The organism is Mucilaginibacter frigoritolerans (assembly GCF_007830615.1).
Classification (GTDB): domain Bacteria; phylum Bacteroidota; class Bacteroidia; order Sphingobacteriales; family Sphingobacteriaceae; genus Mucilaginibacter; species Mucilaginibacter frigoritolerans.
The window spans coordinates 115,124-130,035 of record NZ_VLLI01000011.1; the positions used below are offsets into that span (position 1 = coordinate 115,124).

A 14,912-nucleotide genomic window follows, 5' to 3' on the forward strand; every position below is an offset into this window, starting at 1 on the left:
AAGCTTTCCTGTGCCCCCGCCCAGTCAAGCGTCTTTCGCTTGACTTTATAAAATTTTGAGTCTCCCTACTCAAAGCAAAATTTAAATTCCAAAAAAATTCCTATACCATTTTGCTTTAAGTAAATAGATCATGATTACCCGACCCACTCGTCGTCGCTGCGTACTCGCATCTAATCAGGATAGCTGAGCGGGAACAGCTCATTCAGTGACCACTTGGGTTCATTGCCTAAGACTTTGATCATTTCCACGGTAATATCATGGTATAAATACTCGTAGATGCCGCTATTTTTTGCCGCAAGCTCAACTGCAGCTCTCCGTTCAGCGAGATCAGCCATAAATGCCCGGTGTTTCATATCACCTTTCAACATTTTCTCGAATCGTTTACGCAAGGCATTCATATCGTAAGTGGCGATCAATCCTTTCATTGCTTCCACACAATCAGCCATATCTTCTTTATTGCCTAAAAAATCAAGGATCTTATACTTGCTACAGAGACAGTTAAATTGATTTTCACGATGCTGAAGTCGGTCATAGGTTTCGGTGACCTTATCAAGGTTGCTTAATAGGTTGAGCAATATATCTCGGTCATCCGGCGCCACTTCTTGATCGACAATCAGCTTTTTTCTATTCCAATTACTGAATGCATGAAAATGGTATACCTTGGCAAATTCCCATTCTATTTTTTCCATCATCAGGTTGCTCAGTGCCAAAAAGTTCTGGTGCTTTAACGCAAACTCGTAAAGTTCTTGCAGCTGGCTTAGAAACTGATTGTCAAAATTCAACCAATCCGCTCTAAGTAGATCACAATAAGCATCCGCCTTTCTACCCATCGTTAGTAGCGAGTTTTTAGCAAGTTCATGTAACAGCAGAATGCCTTCGAAGTTCAAGATTTTAGCGTGGGCGATCACCCTTATATCATGAAATTCCGGGCGTTTATCAATGATCTGCATTGCTTCTTCATAATACTTTTTAATTCGCGTCCCCTGCTCAGGTTCCTTGTTTCTGATAAACTGGTTGTAAAGGTTCTCCAATTGCAGAAAGGTACTCACATTTTCGTTGGCAACGATCTCCGCCGTTTTTTTCCGAAACTCCGGTTCGCTCAACAGCCCCAGCAAATATTTTGCGTGAACGAAAATATAGGACAGCATACTCCTGTCCTCTGAATGTAGACTAGCAATTTCACTATAAGCCAGTTTCAACAATTCAACCGCTTTGAACAGATTGGCCTGATGATAATAAGCCACACCACAGATCATATTGAACGTTGGCGAGGCTTTACTCCTGGGATGGGTACGCTGCTCGACCTCAACGATCTGAGAAAACAACTGCCGATTCAGTAGTTCAAATCCAACCTGATCGATGAATGCAATGTTTTGTTCTACGCTGTAAACATCCTGGAGTTCATCAATGACAAAACCTGTTACGGTTTTATCATTTCCGGTTTGAGCTCTGATATGTGTACTCAGTTTTTTCAGCAGCGTACCATTCTCAAAAGTTTCTTTATATATGCCATCGATCTGGATTTGATCTAATACTTGAGTGAACTTAACCTTGTAGGTTTTCGGTAACTGACCAGGACGATGTTTTGCCATAAGGCTACGATACACTTCAGCTAAGGAGGCGATATAAAATTGGTTCGCAGGATAGTGGTACAAGATATAAAAACCAGGCAAGCCAAAATTTAACAGATAATTGAGATTACTGATCTTAACGGGATAGGAAATCGAGCCATCCCGTTGTTTTTTTGCCGACTCTGTGGACTTCAATTGCACAGCAAAACGAAAATTGGTGTACACACCGTTCTGCTTAATCTCGCCAATGATGTCTATACCCTTGTCTCGCTGATTTTCCGGGCGTAGTTCAAAAAGAGAGGGATCAAATAATAACGCCAACTGGTTCCAGGAAATGGTTTCCAGGGTTTCTTGACGGCTGGATTTCGGCAAAGTTTGGGTCGGGTTCATCTTTTAAATTTAACTATTTGTCTGCCAAGTCAAGCGTCTTTCTGGCACAGTATATAAAAGAATTTTTAAAATTATCGCAATAATGCACTGTGATAACTTGGCAACGTTTATAGACCTAAAATGCACTAAGCTTTGAACGATGGGTTACCTTAATCTATTTGAGGGATTAAGGTAAAACCTAATCATTATGATAAAGCTATATGTTTTTTACTTTGTATTCGGATTCTATATGCTTTTTGAAAGCTACGCTATATGGGTGTTTAGAGCGTTCAATGATGGAGATGCTGTGATAACATATATGGCGCTAATATCATCAGCTATATTATTTTCTATTGCTTCAGGGCTGTTAATATATCACCCAAAAAACGGTTTGTTAGTAGGCATAGTTACTTTAATAGGTGTTTTTCCTTTTGGTATAAGATGGCTCATCTATAGATATACAGTAGAAGGTCCAATCATACGAGGAACCGAGAATCAAATCATATTATTAGCTACAGCAATGTATGCAATAGGATTATTCTATTCAATAAAGAGGCTAATTACCTATAAATATCCCGGGGATGTTGTTATTATGAAAAGGCCGTTCAAATTATTTCTTACATTTTTTCCCGCTTCTTTGCTTTTTATACTTATTGTTTTAACATTTATAAATCCTTGAAAATATTTAAAAACCCAGTTTCGCGCCGCATCGCGCCAGAGGGGAATAAAAAAACTGTTAGAAATATATGTATAGCAGTAATAGTTACTCTCTTTTTCTCTTGTTGCGATATAAGGAAAGTTCCTATTGGCTATATGAAAAACAATATGAATCATGATATAATTGCAGCAAACTGGTTTAAGGACATGAACGACAGTTTGCTATATAACGACAGGATTTATATGGGGTATTACATTCAGCCCAAATTAACTGAAACCATGGCTACAGGGTACGGCGGCCTTTTCGGACAGCCAGATTCGGTAAAAGCCTATATTTATGTTTTTAATCCTGACTCAATTGATAAGTATCGAAATCTAAAAATTCAAAAGGGGATATTCAAAAACTCTCTTCTAAAAAAAATAGAGATTCAGGTTAAAGAGCCTTTAGATACGATTTATATTAATTCAAAATAAGCCGACACAGTAATATTTAATGAAGGTGAGGCTCAGCACACAGTCAAGCGTCTTTCGCTTTACTGGTCTAAGCTTTCAACTTAGACCTAAAATGCATTAAGTTTCCAGCTTAACAAATAACAAACCAATTCGCTTTTGTGTCATTCCTATTTAGGCTTTATAATTTTATATTTACCTATTCTGAACACAATCATAGCCGCCTAACTCATTTATGAAACTTAACCTGCTTATCATATTTACATTACTTACCCTTCAGAACTGTTTAAAGCAATCCGATAAAAAATTGATTGTTAACTGGTATAAATATCCTATTCCTACTAATCCGGATACCATTAAAAAATATAATTTTTCACCAAATGAATGGCATGTCTATAAGAAAAATGACTCGGCTTATGTAGTTGATGAAAAAGGATCCCCCCCCATTCAATTACCTTTTAAAGTGAAAGTAAAAAAAGCAGATAGAAGTGTTTTTTTAGGTAGACCTTCTATTATGAAAGTAGACGATGGATATTTGGTTGGCTTTTATAGAGGGGAATGGGGCGGTGCTTTATACTGGGTTTCAAAAGATGGTAAGAAGTATTATAAAATTTCTGATCATGAGATTGTACAATTTATTAATAAAGATGGCAAATTATACGCTATTGAAGGGCTTGCACACTTGAACATGTCTGAGGGAAGCATTATAAAAATTTATAAATCAAACAATGTGTGGATGGTAAAGGATTATTTAAAGTTATCAACAGCTCCGGAAGCAGTGGCAATAGATGATCATAATAACTTCATTATTATTACTTCCAAAAGTTTATTAAAAGTAGATAACAACGCTAAAACTTCAACTTTAATAAACAAAGGTATATGGTGGTATGCCGCCCTTAATACCAATTCCCTTATCATTAAAAATAATATTGTTTATGCAGGCATGAGAGCTGGTGTATGCGAATATGATTTGAATGCCGAAAAAGAATACTGGTTATTGCCTTATTAATATTTTTACAACCATGAATCGCATCAAGCATCTTTTACTTTACTTTATAAAATTTTGAGTATCACAATGAGTAAGGCAGCAAATAAAAAGCCATTTATTTACTATGAAAGCCTAAAACCTTGGGAAACAGTTTGCATGTTGTTATACGCTATCGTAACGGTAGGCGTTACGCTGACCCTTGTTTTTGCCAAACCCGAAACTAAACTGACTACAATAATAATGTATATAGTACTATCTCAATTAGGTATGTATTTTGGACTATATACATCGTTGCGCAACTTTACATCATACCTACTCTGGCTTGGCTTCGGCGTTGTACACATACTACTCTTTTTGTTTTTTAGAGGGAGCCCTACGATTGAAATATACCATGGGAACCCTACTATAGGACTGTTAAACACAATTGTACTCTTACTGCTTTTCCAGTTTCTAAGATATGTAAGCTTAAAGATTCAGCACCGGGAATTTGTCGCACCTGCAAAAGGGGGTGGACCTGATTTATTTGAAAATAAAAAATTAACATTTGCAGATTTTGTAATATTCGTAATTTATATGGGCACTTGGTTCGGGCTTACGATGCTTTCGATTTCGATGTAAGCCACGCCCAGTCAAGCATCCCTCCCTTTACTTTATAAAATTTCGAGCTCCAACACTCAAAACAAAAAAACGCCCACAAATAAATGTAAGCGCTTTTTGAAAGCGGAGCCCCCTCCTATCATCCCGTCGTCAAAGAAAAAAAGCCATTGGTCAAATGTTTTTTACCGGGTAAGCTATTTGCATTTGTTTTGAAGAAAAAAACGCAAATGATACAACAAACACAAAGACAATACTATCTGGACTGGATCCGTGTCATCACCATCTTGCTGGTGTTTTTATTTCATTGTGCCCGCTTTTTCGATTATGACGACTGGCACATCAAAAACTCGGTTTTATCAGCCACTACCAATACAGCTACCTTTTTTCTGGCAGAATGGATAATGCCTATCTTCTTTTTTATTTCGGGCGCAGGCACCTGGTACGCTTTACAGTCAAAAACAGCTGCCAAATTTATTACCGACCGGGTTAAAAGGATACTTGTTCCTTTAGTGTTCGGTATTTTTATACTATCCCCTCACCAGGTTTACCTGGAAAGGTTAACACATCATCAGTTCGGGGGTTCATTTATTGATTTCCTGCCCCATTATTTTTCAGGCTGGTATGGCCTTGGCGGCAATTTCGCCTGGATGGGCTTGCACCTGTGGTATCTTTTATTGCTTTTTGTGTTTTCTTTGCTTGCTCTTCCTTTATTTCTGCTGATTAAGAAATATTCGTTGAAGTATATCAACGCTAACCCATCGCTGTTTTACCTGGTTGGATTGATCATTTTGCTGGCATTACCCGGATGTCTGCTGCCGGTGGATGGCCTTGTGGGCGGCCGGATGTGGGGCGGCTGGAGCATGGTAGAACACCTGGTTTTATTTATTTCGGGATTTTATGCTTTTTCCATGCCGCGCATCCGGGCCTTGTGGCTCACCTACAGGTATGGGTATTTAACGGCGGCTCTTATCCTTACATCAATCAATATGTATCTTTTTCTCCATCATATTATGTTTGAATTTGGTTCGGCATACTACTTGCTGAAAATTTTGCTGCGGGCGGCGGTATGTTACTCCTGGATGTTTACCATCCTTGGCTTTAGCCAGTACCGGTTAAACTTTACCAATAACAAGTTGAAATATTGCAACGAAGCGGTACTTCCGTTTTATATACTTCATCAGCCGGTTATTATTTTAATAGGCTATTTCATTGTGCAGTGGAACCTGCCGGTGGGCGTAAAATATGTGCTGATCGGTTTATCCAGCTTTTCGGTTGTGATTTTATGCTATCACTTTCTTATAAAAAACAATTCTTTTTTAAGATTTATTTTCGGTTTAGGAAAAGTGAGGCCATCAACTGAAAAGAAATAATAAGCATATAAAAAGTGTATTTCTATCCGGCTGACCAGGCTACAAACCTCCACCAGTCAGGGACTTCAAGACATCGTTTTTTTTCTGTAATATCCCTTTAACGCCTCCAGTATTATATCTAACATGAAATAAATATAATAATTAGTTATTATCATACTTAATGTATAAGTTTGATTAGTAAACCAATATCAAACCGAACAACTATCGACGTCGAAAGTGTTCAACTACCTCTGAAAACAGTACTACACCAATTGTTGATGGCTATCCCGAGAGAGGAAGTCACCTTTATCTTTATTAATTAAATTTTAATATTATGAAAAAGATTTACTTGGTTATTACAGTTTTTGTAATCCTAACTTCTTGCGGCTCATACACCAGTTTGATCAAGTATCAAAAGCTGAACGATGATGTTTTTGCAAACAACGATTTAAAGGAATATTTGCAAAATAATAAAAGCCCGAAAATAGTGCTGCGTGTGCCAAATTCAAATGACAAGGCTACCAGCAATACGATGACTAATACAAATAACGATGTGCTTTATAATGCCATTGAGAAGGAACTTTTAAAAGAAGGTTTTAACGTGCGTGACCGCGGACTGTTTAATGAAATAGTGGATAAATCAAAATCAGCCGACTACAGTAAGCTGGGAGAAGAAACCAATACCGATCTTATTTTAGAAGTGGTAAACATCAACACGGCGGTTGGGTATTCAACCAATCAAATTACGTTAAAAAACAATGGTAGCGGCCCTGACGGTTCCAGTATAACTCCTGTCAATTATAAAAGAGTAGGTGCGTCTATTGAATTTAGATTGATAATGGTAAAAAACAATGAGATTGCAGGCAACTACAAATACAATTATACGCCTTGTATAAATGGCTGCCCATTAACCGACTGGACCTATAACAAACATACTAAAGCAATAGAGTTAAAGGAAACTGTTGAAGTAAATCAATTGGAAGAATTTATGAAAAACTGCACCCAGCAATTGGTTCAGTCCTTTAAATCGTAATAACCCTACCGAATTGTTTCATCATTAAATCGCAACTCGTTTTAGTGGTGAAACAATTTCTGTATTAGGCAGTAAACGTAGCACGGCAAGTAGAAACAAACTTATTATATTAAAGACTTACTTCTGCTTGGGAAATATTTATCGCGCATTTTTATAAACGGAACCTCCACAATCTTGCTGAAAATTATACCTGGCAAGAAAACAATAAGTACCCCTAAACATACCGTTAAATTGTTGGTATGAACCAACGCTGCAATTTTAGGAAATAACTCTATTGGAAAACCAATTACATAAATTGGATATGAGTAACGCCCAATGTAAGAAAGCTTCCGAATAATATAATTATTATTTAGTGATTCTTTGCTCAATAAATAAACAATAATTATAGCCCCCATAATATTTGCCTCAATCCATCAATTGCTTGATCATAGTTAAAAACTCTATTTTTCTTAATTTGAGGTAATAAATGTGTAGCGCGTTCTATTGGCCCTGCTACCAAAAGGGGAAAGAAACTTACAAATAAAGAATAGGTTATAAAGTTTTTTTCTGGCTGGATGCGTTTTTTATAGATATCTATAACATAAGAAAGGCCATGAAATGTATAAAACGAAATACCAACAGGTAAAATCACCTTTAGAGTATATGGATTAACTTTAAAACCAATTTGGGCCAGGGTTTCTGCAAATGAGGTGGCAAAAAAGTTGTAATATTTAAAAACGCCAAGAAAGCCGAGATTAACAATTATACTGAGCCAAAACCAAAACTTTTTAACGTTTTTGTTCTCAGCCGCACTTACCTTCAAACCGGTGTAGTAATCTAAACCTGTAGAAAAAACAAGTAGAAATAAAAAATGCCAGTTCCAGCAAGCATAGAAAAAATAGCTGGAAGCCAGTAATAGTGAGTTCTGGATTTTTAAATTCTTATTCGCAACAAACCAATAGAGAAGAAAAACTATGGGAAGAAAAATAAAAAAATTAATTGAATTAAAAAGCATTGTATATAGAGCTCGGAGTTGGGTTGTTATTTATAATACAATATTAACTCATTTAATTTTTGCTGTCTTAGAAAATAGTTTCGATAACAAACAATATGATTGCCTCATTAATTCACAATTTTAATAAAATCCGCCTTTTTTGACACATAACTATCCTTTAGTTCAGGCTGACATTTATAATCGACTAATTAATGATCACTCGAAAATATTTTTAGTTTCCTTAATGCAGGTAGAGTATTTGATCGGATTAAAAAAACTACAATGAGTATGTTTAACGAAATTTGCAGCAAAAAGGTGGCATAAAATGAATAAAAGTGCTGCAGCTATGTTGTATCCATAAAAAAATCAGGCTTTTAGAACCAAATCTAAAAGCCTGACAAGTGATGCGTGGAGAATATCGGAGTCGAACCGATGACCTCTTGCATGCCATGCAAGCGCTCTAGCCAGCTGAGCTAATCCCCCGTTTATTTATTTTCGTCAGCTGATGACCCTCCCGATTTCCATCGGGACGCTCTAGTCAGCTGAGCTAATCCCCCTTTTGCGGAGGGCAAAAGTAGCAAAAAGATACAGAATAGCAAACTCCGATTTTGTGTAATTTTATTTTCTAAGTCCTGAAAAATGCTAGGCCTTTACCTCCGCTGTAGGATGACGTGAAAATATGAGCCAGAAACACAGGGCAAAAATTGAATAAATACCTGCAGCAATCCATAAATAGTATGGCATGTTATGATTCCTTATCAGCACTTTAATTAAGGCCAGTGCACCGATAAAATAATGTGTAAAGTTGGCCATTGAAACGGGTTTAGCATATATCCCGCCTATAATGCTTCCTTTAGCCATCCAGTTAAGCATAGCAAATCCAAAATATAATGCACCTAGCAATTGTAAAATAAGCTGAAAATTAACCGATGAGCCTAAACCTATTAACGCTGCCAGCTCAATTGGGCAAAATATAAGAGCTATTCCTATTGCAGCCAGGGTAATGGCACTTAAAGTCATAATAAGCTTGGTGTTTATTTGTAGCATAAATAATCAAGGTGTAGCTTGTTCAATGTTATTAATTGCCAAAGTAGTAATTTAATGCAAAGAATATGAAAACCTCTAAAATAAGTAAAGCCCCTGATGGGCAGGGGCCTTTACTAACCAATTATAAACCTAAATTATGAGAAGACTTTTTTAATGTTTTAACGGTGTAAAGTTAACACTAAGTTTCAATACTCCTAAGGTTTTTTTGTAATATTTTTGTAAAAAACCTTTATACTCCCGTTTACTTCTCAAAAATACAAACATTTTATTAAAAATATAACAATTTTTTAAAAAAAATTATTTTCTCTTGCCAAAATGCGTATTTGAAGTAAAAATCCAATGTTTTCATCAATTATTTTTAGCACATTTTATTATTCAACTAAAAATCGATGGTTTACAAAAGCAAAAAAACGACTCAAAACTGCACATGTAATCATTTTTTGAAGCCAATGTTAATTTATCAACCATTATTTTTAAATAAAAGAGTCAAAAACTCAGATTATTAAAAAAAATTAACCCTTTTTTAATAAAAACATGACCATTAATTTAAATTCCATTTTCGTCCATAACACAACGGGCCCGATTTTCAAATTAATAATGATAAAGAACGCAGTCAAAACAATAACGTTTTCAGCATACATAAACTCACTAAGTGAATAATTAGTATAAAAATTACTTAAATAAAACATCTTTATAAAAATGCTTTTACAATTTTGCTTATCAATTTTATAAGGTATTATGACTAATGCACCATCTGTTAAGAAACATCCTGAACTAACTACCTTAACTTTGTGGATAATGACGGTTGCCACCGCGCTGGTAGTAGCCAACTTATATTATAACCAACCCCTATTGGAAGATATTGCCGCTACCTTTCATGTAAGCAAGGCTAAAGTTGGGCAGGTATCGGTACTTACACAGTTGGGCTATGCCACCGGGATGCTTTTTATTGTGCCGCTTGCTGACATGGTTAAGCGTAAGCGTTTAATGATTATCGTATTTGCATTCATCTTTTTATCGCTTTTAATTACCGCAACTGCTCAAAGCATCAACTTGTTAATACTGGCTAGTTTTTGTTTAGGTGCATCATCCATGATTCCGCAGTTGTTAATACCCATGGCTGCTCACCTGGCAAAACCACATGAACGGGGTAAAAAGCTGGGCGTTATACAGGGAGGCTTGTTAATAGGCATATTACTGTCCCGTACTTTTAGTGGTTTTATTGGTGAATATTTGGGATGGAGAGCTGTTTATTACATTGCCGCAGGTATTATGCTATTAATGTGGCTGATGATCAGTTTGCTTTTGCCCGAAGTTGAGCCCGACTATAAAGGCAACTATAAAAAACTAATGGTATCGCTTATTGATCTGGTGAAGCAGGAACCTAAGTTAAGGACAGCTGCACTGCGCGGCGCTTTGTGTTTTGCCTGCTTCAGCGCTTTCTGGACAACCATTGTGTTTGTACTAAAACAAAATTTCAATATGGGCAGCGATGTTGCCGGCGAATTTGGGCTGGTTGGTGCTTTTGGCGCTATAGCCGCCGGATTAATGGGGCGCCTAAGTGATAAAATGGATGCTTATAAATTATCGGGCTATACTTTACTGCTTATCCTGGTCTCTTTTGTTATATTCATTTTCTCGGCACACAGTATTGCAGGTTTAATAATCGGGGTTATAGTTTTAGATATGGGCGTACAAGCTACCCACATCTCCAACCAGTCCATTATTTTTGCTTTAAAGCCTGAGGCCCGTAACCGTATCAATACCATTTATATGGTTACATACTTCATCGGCGGTTCTGTCGGTACGTTTGCTGCCACCCTGCTTTGGAAGAACTATCAGTGGACCGGTGTATGCATCACCGGGATGGTTATATCCATTATAACATTGGCTATCCATTTTATAAATCACCCCAAAGCCGAAGATAAGCCTGCAATAGCAGCATAATGTATCATATTGTATACATTATTATACACTTCACAAAATGCTCTTTCTGCTTAAATTATTAGCGGTAAAATAATTTTATATGGATAATAACATCTGTATGTCAGCAAAATCGTATATAAATATGACCATTTAATAGTGGATAAATATTTTGGCATCGAATTGGAACATACTTCAGCAAATGCGATACAAATGGCACCCAACACCAAGAAGCATAACGAAAGTGAAGAGAAAGAATGGGAAAACCCTGTGAACCCTGCCTTGAGCACAGATGAGCGTGATAAGGAACAATTATTACGTCAGTACAAAGAAGCCAAACGCAGAAAAGATAATTTAACTGAAGACGAAGACACTACCGATAAAAAAGATAAATAAAATTAAAATAAAAACGCATCTATGAAAACCTACAATAAACCAGCAGTAAGCAAACTAGTAGTACGTTTTGACAACGAACTAAGAGCTATTTTAGCGAATGATTTAAGCGAATTTTTGAATAGAAATCCATTCTTAAAACGCAAGAGAGAGGCCAACATGCAACCTACTTTGTCTGTAGCCTGACCATCAATATATACATCTACCTATAAATTTCTTTACACCACCTATGAAAAAGATAGAGCTTTGCAATTGCAGGGCTCTATCTTTTTTGGGTATATTTTATAATCAGTTCGGCAGTTTTGGCTGATGCGCCGGGTTTACCCATCTTTTCATCAAGCAAGTCATAATTATGGAGCATTTGTTGCCGGTAGGCTTTATTATGAAGCAGGTTTTCCAGTTCTGCTGATATATTTTCGGCCGAGCTATCCTGCTGTATCAATTCTTTAACTACCAGGCTATCCATAATCAGGTTAACCAGCGATATAAACCTTATTTTAATAACCATGCGGGCAATGGTGATAGATACCGGGTGACCCTTATAAACCACTACCTGCGGCACATGGAACAAAGCGGTTTCTAAGGTAGCTGTGCCTGACGTTACGATGGCAGCCTCTGCATGTGTCAGCAAATCGTAGGTGGCATTAAATACTACAGGGATTTTTTTTTCGTCTAAAAACTGATCATAATATTCTTTTTTGAACGATGGCGCACCGGCAATTACAAACTGATAATCGGAAAATTTTTCAGTTACGCTAAGCATTGGTGGCAGCAAACGTAAAATTTCCTGTTTACGGCTACCCGGCAACAGGGCTATTATTTTTTTTGAGGGTGATAAGTGGTGATGCTCAAAAAATGCTTCATCAGGCTTAAAGGCTGCAACAGCATCCAGCAGCGGATTGCCCACATAATCAACCTTCATGCCCCATTCCTTGTAAAAATCTACCTCAAATGGCAGGATGCAGAACAGGTGATCAACGATCTTTTTTATTTTCAGTACCCTTTTCTGGTTCCAGGCCCAAACTTTTGGCGATATGTAATAACAAACCAATAAGCCCTGCTTTTTGGCAAAATCGGCTATTTTTAAATTGAACCCTGGGAAGTCAATCAGTATCAAAACATCCGGTTGCCAGGCGGCAATGTCTTCCTTGCAAAATTTCATATTTTTTAAAATAGCATTCAAATTGGTTGCTACCTCAAAAAAACCCATATAGGCCATATCGGCAAAATGCTTAACCAGGGAACCACCTTCAGCCAGCATAAGGTCGCCACCAAAAAAACGAAATTCGGCCTGCGCATCACGTTCTTTAAGGGCCTTCATTAAATTAGCTCCATGCAAATCGCCTGATGCTTCACCGGCTACCAAGTAATATTTCATCTCAAAGGGTGGATTTTAAAGAAAACCAATATCATACAAACAAAGGTAGCCAGCATTATTCCTTTTACCGTTTGGTCTGATCCTCTTTTTGAGCCGATACGGATCAATACCAGGTTTAAAGCAATGGCAATAAAATAGGGTAGCGCCGGGCGGTTAATCAAATCCACATTATACTTTAACAGGTAAGCCGCCACAAAAGCCATTACCGGGAATATTAAACCAATCAGTACGCCAAATGGCATGTTATTTTTGTTCAGCATAGCTTGATTATACATTGAATTTCCATCCATGCAATGCAGGTATCGCATGATGGGCCGTCATATCAAACTGAACCGGCACAACTGATGCATAATCATGCTCCAGGGCCCACACATCTGTATCTTCGCCGCCATCGTTTAACTGAAACACACCTGTTAACCAGTAATAAGGGCGCTTATGCGGATCCATGCGTTCATCAAATTCCTCGGCCCATTTGGCATTGGCCTGGCGGCATATCTTTATACCTTTTATATGATGCGTTGCAGGGAAGTTTACGTTAAGCAAAGTAGCTGTTGGCAATCCATTTGCCAAAACCTGCAGCGCTATTTCTTTTACAAATTTTAGGCAATGACTAAAATCAGCCTGTAAAGTATAATCATCCAGCGAAAAACCGATAGACGGGATCCCCTCAATAGCACCTTCAACCGCAGCCGACATGGTACCTGAATACAATATATTAATAGAATTATTTAAACCATGATTGATGCCTGAAACACACAGATCGGGCTTTTGACCTTTAAATATTTTGTTCACGGCCAGCTTCACGCAATCAACCGGGGTGCCGCTGCAGCGATACATTTCTATGCCTTCGTAAATATCAACCTTATCCAAACGCAATGGTTTGCCAATAGTAATGGCGTGCCCCATGCCAGACTGCGGACTATCGGGTGCAACCACTACCACTCTGCCTATTTCGGCCATGGTATCCATTAAAGCTTTTATCCCCGGTGCGGTAATGCCATCGTCATTTACTACTAATATGGTGGGTTTGGTGTTTTTCATTGGCAGCAAAATTACTTATATTTAATTTATGCTTATCAATGAAAAATCAATACCATTTCAGGTTATCTTTTTTAACGCCCCTGCTGCAACCGATCCTTTTTTATGCCGATTTTAATTCACAGCCGGACAGATTGCCCGGCTGTGAGTTGAATCCTTTTTTATCGTGGCAATGTTATCGTTTTTGTAGTAAGGCCAACCTTAACCGTTGCCACGTTATCGCAGGTGCCTTGTCCGAAATCAAGTACGCCGCTAATGTTCTTATAGGTAAAATCAATAGTGCCTGATGTAATGTTCGCGCAATCTGCAGACCTAACCAATGGTGTAACTATAATACCGCTAATGCTTGTACCATTACCGCTGTAAATAAAATTACCGGTGATATCATAAGAATCGTCCGTAACGGTGCTTGTGCCAATACCGGCTACCTGGGTATAAGTTTCTGTTCCGCTGTAAGTATAAACCCCACCGGCAGGTAAGGTGATATTGCCATTAGTAATGGTAATGGTATAATTTATACCACCACCCGAAGCCAGTACTGATGTTAATGAATAAGTACCAGCCAAAACATACCCATTTACAGAGTAGTTATTATAAACAACTGTAACTACAGTGCCCGGAGTGCGCATCGGGCCGGTTAAAGTAACCGACAGAGAACCCTTGCGGGTTACGCCATTATTTGAGGTACATCCGGCGGTGCCATAATCAATCGTCAAGGTTTTTGGGAAAACACCTACTGTTGCGGGTGCCAGGGTAACTGTTGCACAAGCAACATTAACAAAGCTATAATTAGTAGCTCCAATTGCATTTACAGTTTTACCAGCTACTGAATTTGTGCTCACTCCGCTTTGCTCGCTGCTTTCTGTTACCACATCAAAAGCATCATCATACATACTTTCTGCGCTGGTAGAAGAGGCGGCTAAACTAATGGTTGTATTTTCATCGGCAGTTTGCGAGCTAGTACTGCTGCTATTCTTTTTACACGAAATTGTCACTAATACCATAGCTGCCATTAGGGTAGCAGTACGGAAAAATTTAAGGCTTGTTTTCATAAAACTAAGAGTTGGTTATTTTTAAGTGTTGGTTTGAATTTTATTGATTAGCTGCTTTAATTCTTTGAGCTATTGATTCCCTTTAATGACCTCT

At 37.7% G+C, this 14,912-nt stretch carries 15 protein-coding genes and 1 tRNA gene; 8 read left to right on the forward strand and 8 right to left on the reverse strand.

What is annotated here, in order from left to right:
• Positions 1-170: 170 nt before the first annotated feature.
• The gene (locus JN11_RS17880; protein WP_144914749.1) at positions 171-1,961 is read right to left on the reverse strand and encodes a DUF4365 domain-containing protein; all 1,791 of its coding nucleotides are present in this window, start codon (positions 1,959-1,961) and stop codon (positions 171-173) included.
• 654 nt (positions 1,962-2,615) lie between these two features.
• Between JN11_RS17880 and JN11_RS17885 the strand changes: the two genes are divergently transcribed.
• From JN11_RS17885 to JN11_RS17905, 5 genes are all read left to right on the forward strand, one after another.
• Positions 2,616-3,071: a hypothetical protein gene (locus tag JN11_RS17885; RefSeq protein ID WP_144914751.1), complete on the forward strand. Its 456-nt coding sequence runs from the start codon at positions 2,616-2,618 to the stop codon at positions 3,069-3,071.
• A 211-nt stretch (positions 3,072-3,282) separates the two neighbouring features.
• Positions 3,283-4,056 carry a hypothetical protein gene (locus JN11_RS17890; RefSeq protein ID WP_144914752.1) on the forward strand — a complete coding sequence of 258 codons (774 nt, stop codon included), beginning with the start codon at positions 3,283-3,285 and terminating at the stop codon, positions 4,054-4,056.
• Between the two features lie 66 nt (positions 4,057-4,122).
• The gene (locus JN11_RS17895; protein ID WP_144914754.1) at positions 4,123-4,653 is read left to right on the forward strand and encodes a hypothetical protein; all 531 of its coding nucleotides are present in this window, start codon (positions 4,123-4,125) and stop codon (positions 4,651-4,653) included.
• Positions 4,654-4,859: 206 nt separating this feature from the next.
• Complete coding sequence (locus JN11_RS17900; protein WP_144914755.1) at positions 4,860-6,002, forward strand: acyltransferase family protein; 1,143 nt, start codon at positions 4,860-4,862, stop codon at positions 6,000-6,002.
• A 313-nt stretch (positions 6,003-6,315) separates the two neighbouring features.
• Positions 6,316-7,014 (forward strand): hypothetical protein, encoded by a 699-nt coding sequence (locus JN11_RS17905; protein WP_144914757.1) that lies wholly within the window; start codon positions 6,316-6,318, stop codon positions 7,012-7,014.
• Between the two features lie 382 nt (positions 7,015-7,396).
• On the opposite strand, the gene JN11_RS17910 is transcribed toward JN11_RS17905, so the two are convergent.
• The 3 genes from JN11_RS17910 to JN11_RS17920 form a co-directional block, all read right to left on the reverse strand.
• On the reverse strand, positions 7,397-8,008 hold the full coding sequence (locus JN11_RS17910) for an MBOAT family O-acyltransferase (protein ID WP_211360823.1): 612 nt from the start codon (positions 8,006-8,008) through the stop codon (positions 7,397-7,399).
• A gap of 388 nt (positions 8,009-8,396) precedes the next feature.
• Positions 8,397-8,470 (reverse strand) — tRNA-Ala (locus JN11_RS17915).
• Positions 8,471-8,629: 159 nt separating this feature from the next.
• Positions 8,630-9,034: a hypothetical protein gene (locus JN11_RS17920; protein WP_211360824.1), complete on the reverse strand. Its 405-nt coding sequence runs from the start codon at positions 9,032-9,034 to the stop codon at positions 8,630-8,632.
• Positions 9,035-9,772: 738 nt separating this feature from the next.
• On the opposite strand from JN11_RS17920, the gene JN11_RS17925 reads away from it, so the two are divergent.
• The 3 genes from JN11_RS17925 to JN11_RS24495 all read left to right on the forward strand — a co-directional run bounded on the left by JN11_RS17925 (position 9,773) and on the right by JN11_RS24495 (position 11,536).
• Positions 9,773-10,981, forward strand: a complete 1,209-nt coding sequence (locus JN11_RS17925) for an MFS transporter (protein ID WP_211360825.1) — start codon at positions 9,773-9,775, stop codon at positions 10,979-10,981.
• 135 nt (positions 10,982-11,116) lie between these two features.
• Positions 11,117-11,353 carry a hypothetical protein gene (locus JN11_RS17930; RefSeq protein ID WP_144914758.1) on the forward strand — a complete coding sequence of 79 codons (237 nt, stop codon included), beginning with the start codon at positions 11,117-11,119 and terminating at the stop codon, positions 11,351-11,353.
• Positions 11,354-11,374: 21 nt separating this feature from the next.
• Positions 11,375-11,536: a hypothetical protein gene (locus tag JN11_RS24495; protein WP_170227789.1), complete on the forward strand. Its 162-nt coding sequence runs from the start codon at positions 11,375-11,377 to the stop codon at positions 11,534-11,536.
• Between the two features lie 76 nt (positions 11,537-11,612).
• On the opposite strand, the gene lpxB is transcribed toward JN11_RS24495, so the two are convergent.
• The 4 genes from lpxB to JN11_RS17950 all read right to left on the reverse strand — a co-directional run bounded on the left by lpxB (position 11,613) and on the right by JN11_RS17950 (position 14,818).
• Positions 11,613-12,728 carry a lipid-A-disaccharide synthase gene (gene lpxB / locus JN11_RS17935; protein WP_144914760.1) on the reverse strand — a complete coding sequence of 372 codons (1,116 nt, stop codon included), beginning with the start codon at positions 12,726-12,728 and terminating at the stop codon, positions 11,613-11,615.
• Entirely contained in the window at positions 12,725-12,988 is a 264-nt protein-coding gene (locus JN11_RS17940) for a hypothetical protein (RefSeq protein WP_144914761.1), read from the reverse strand. Before JN11_RS17940 ends, lpxB begins: the two co-directional genes overlap by 4 nt.
• Before the next feature lie 7 nt (positions 12,989-12,995).
• On the reverse strand, positions 12,996-13,769 hold the full coding sequence (surE, locus tag JN11_RS17945; RefSeq protein WP_144914763.1) for a 5'/3'-nucleotidase SurE: 774 nt from the start codon (positions 13,767-13,769) through the stop codon (positions 12,996-12,998).
• Positions 13,770-13,927: 158 nt separating this feature from the next.
• Positions 13,928-14,818, reverse strand: coding sequence for a hypothetical protein (locus JN11_RS17950; RefSeq protein ID WP_144914764.1), 891 nt, complete (start codon positions 14,816-14,818; stop codon positions 13,928-13,930).
• Positions 14,819-14,912: the final 94 nt, after the last annotated feature.

What these genes read in the sequence shown, in the direction of transcription:
- JN11_RS17880 (WP_144914749.1), bottom strand. Translation starts at nt 1,961, where the DNA reads ATGAACCCGACCCAAACTTTGCCGAAATCCAGCCGTCAAGAAACCCTG.
- lpxB (WP_144914760.1), bottom strand. Translation starts at nt 12,728, where the DNA reads ATGAAATATTACTTGGTAGCCGGTGAAGCATCAGGCGATTTGCATGGA.
- JN11_RS17950 (WP_144914764.1), bottom strand. Translation starts at nt 14,818, where the DNA reads ATGAAAACAAGCCTTAAATTTTTCCGTACTGCTACCCTAATGGCAGCT.
- JN11_RS17895 (WP_144914754.1), top strand. Translation starts at nt 4,123, where the DNA reads ATGAGTAAGGCAGCAAATAAAAAGCCATTTATTTACTATGAAAGCCTA.
- JN11_RS17940 (WP_144914761.1), bottom strand. Translation starts at nt 12,988, where the DNA reads ATGCTGAACAAAAATAACATGCCATTTGGCGTACTGATTGGTTTAATA.
- surE (WP_144914763.1), bottom strand. Translation starts at nt 13,769, where the DNA reads ATGAAAAACACCAAACCCACCATATTAGTAGTAAATGACGATGGCATT.
- JN11_RS24495 (WP_170227789.1), top strand. Translation starts at nt 11,375, where the DNA reads ATGAAAACCTACAATAAACCAGCAGTAAGCAAACTAGTAGTACGTTTT.
- JN11_RS17905 (WP_144914757.1), top strand. Translation starts at nt 6,316, where the DNA reads ATGAAAAAGATTTACTTGGTTATTACAGTTTTTGTAATCCTAACTTCT.
- JN11_RS17920 (WP_211360824.1), bottom strand. Translation starts at nt 9,034, where the DNA reads ATGCTACAAATAAACACCAAGCTTATTATGACTTTAAGTGCCATTACC.
- JN11_RS17910 (WP_211360823.1), bottom strand. Translation starts at nt 8,008, where the DNA reads ATGCTTTTTAATTCAATTAATTTTTTTATTTTTCTTCCCATAGTTTTT.
- JN11_RS17925 (WP_211360825.1), top strand. Translation starts at nt 9,773, where the DNA reads ATGACTAATGCACCATCTGTTAAGAAACATCCTGAACTAACTACCTTA.
- JN11_RS17890 (WP_144914752.1), top strand. Translation starts at nt 3,283, where the DNA reads ATGAAACTTAACCTGCTTATCATATTTACATTACTTACCCTTCAGAAC.
- JN11_RS17900 (WP_144914755.1), top strand. Translation starts at nt 4,860, where the DNA reads ATGATACAACAAACACAAAGACAATACTATCTGGACTGGATCCGTGTC.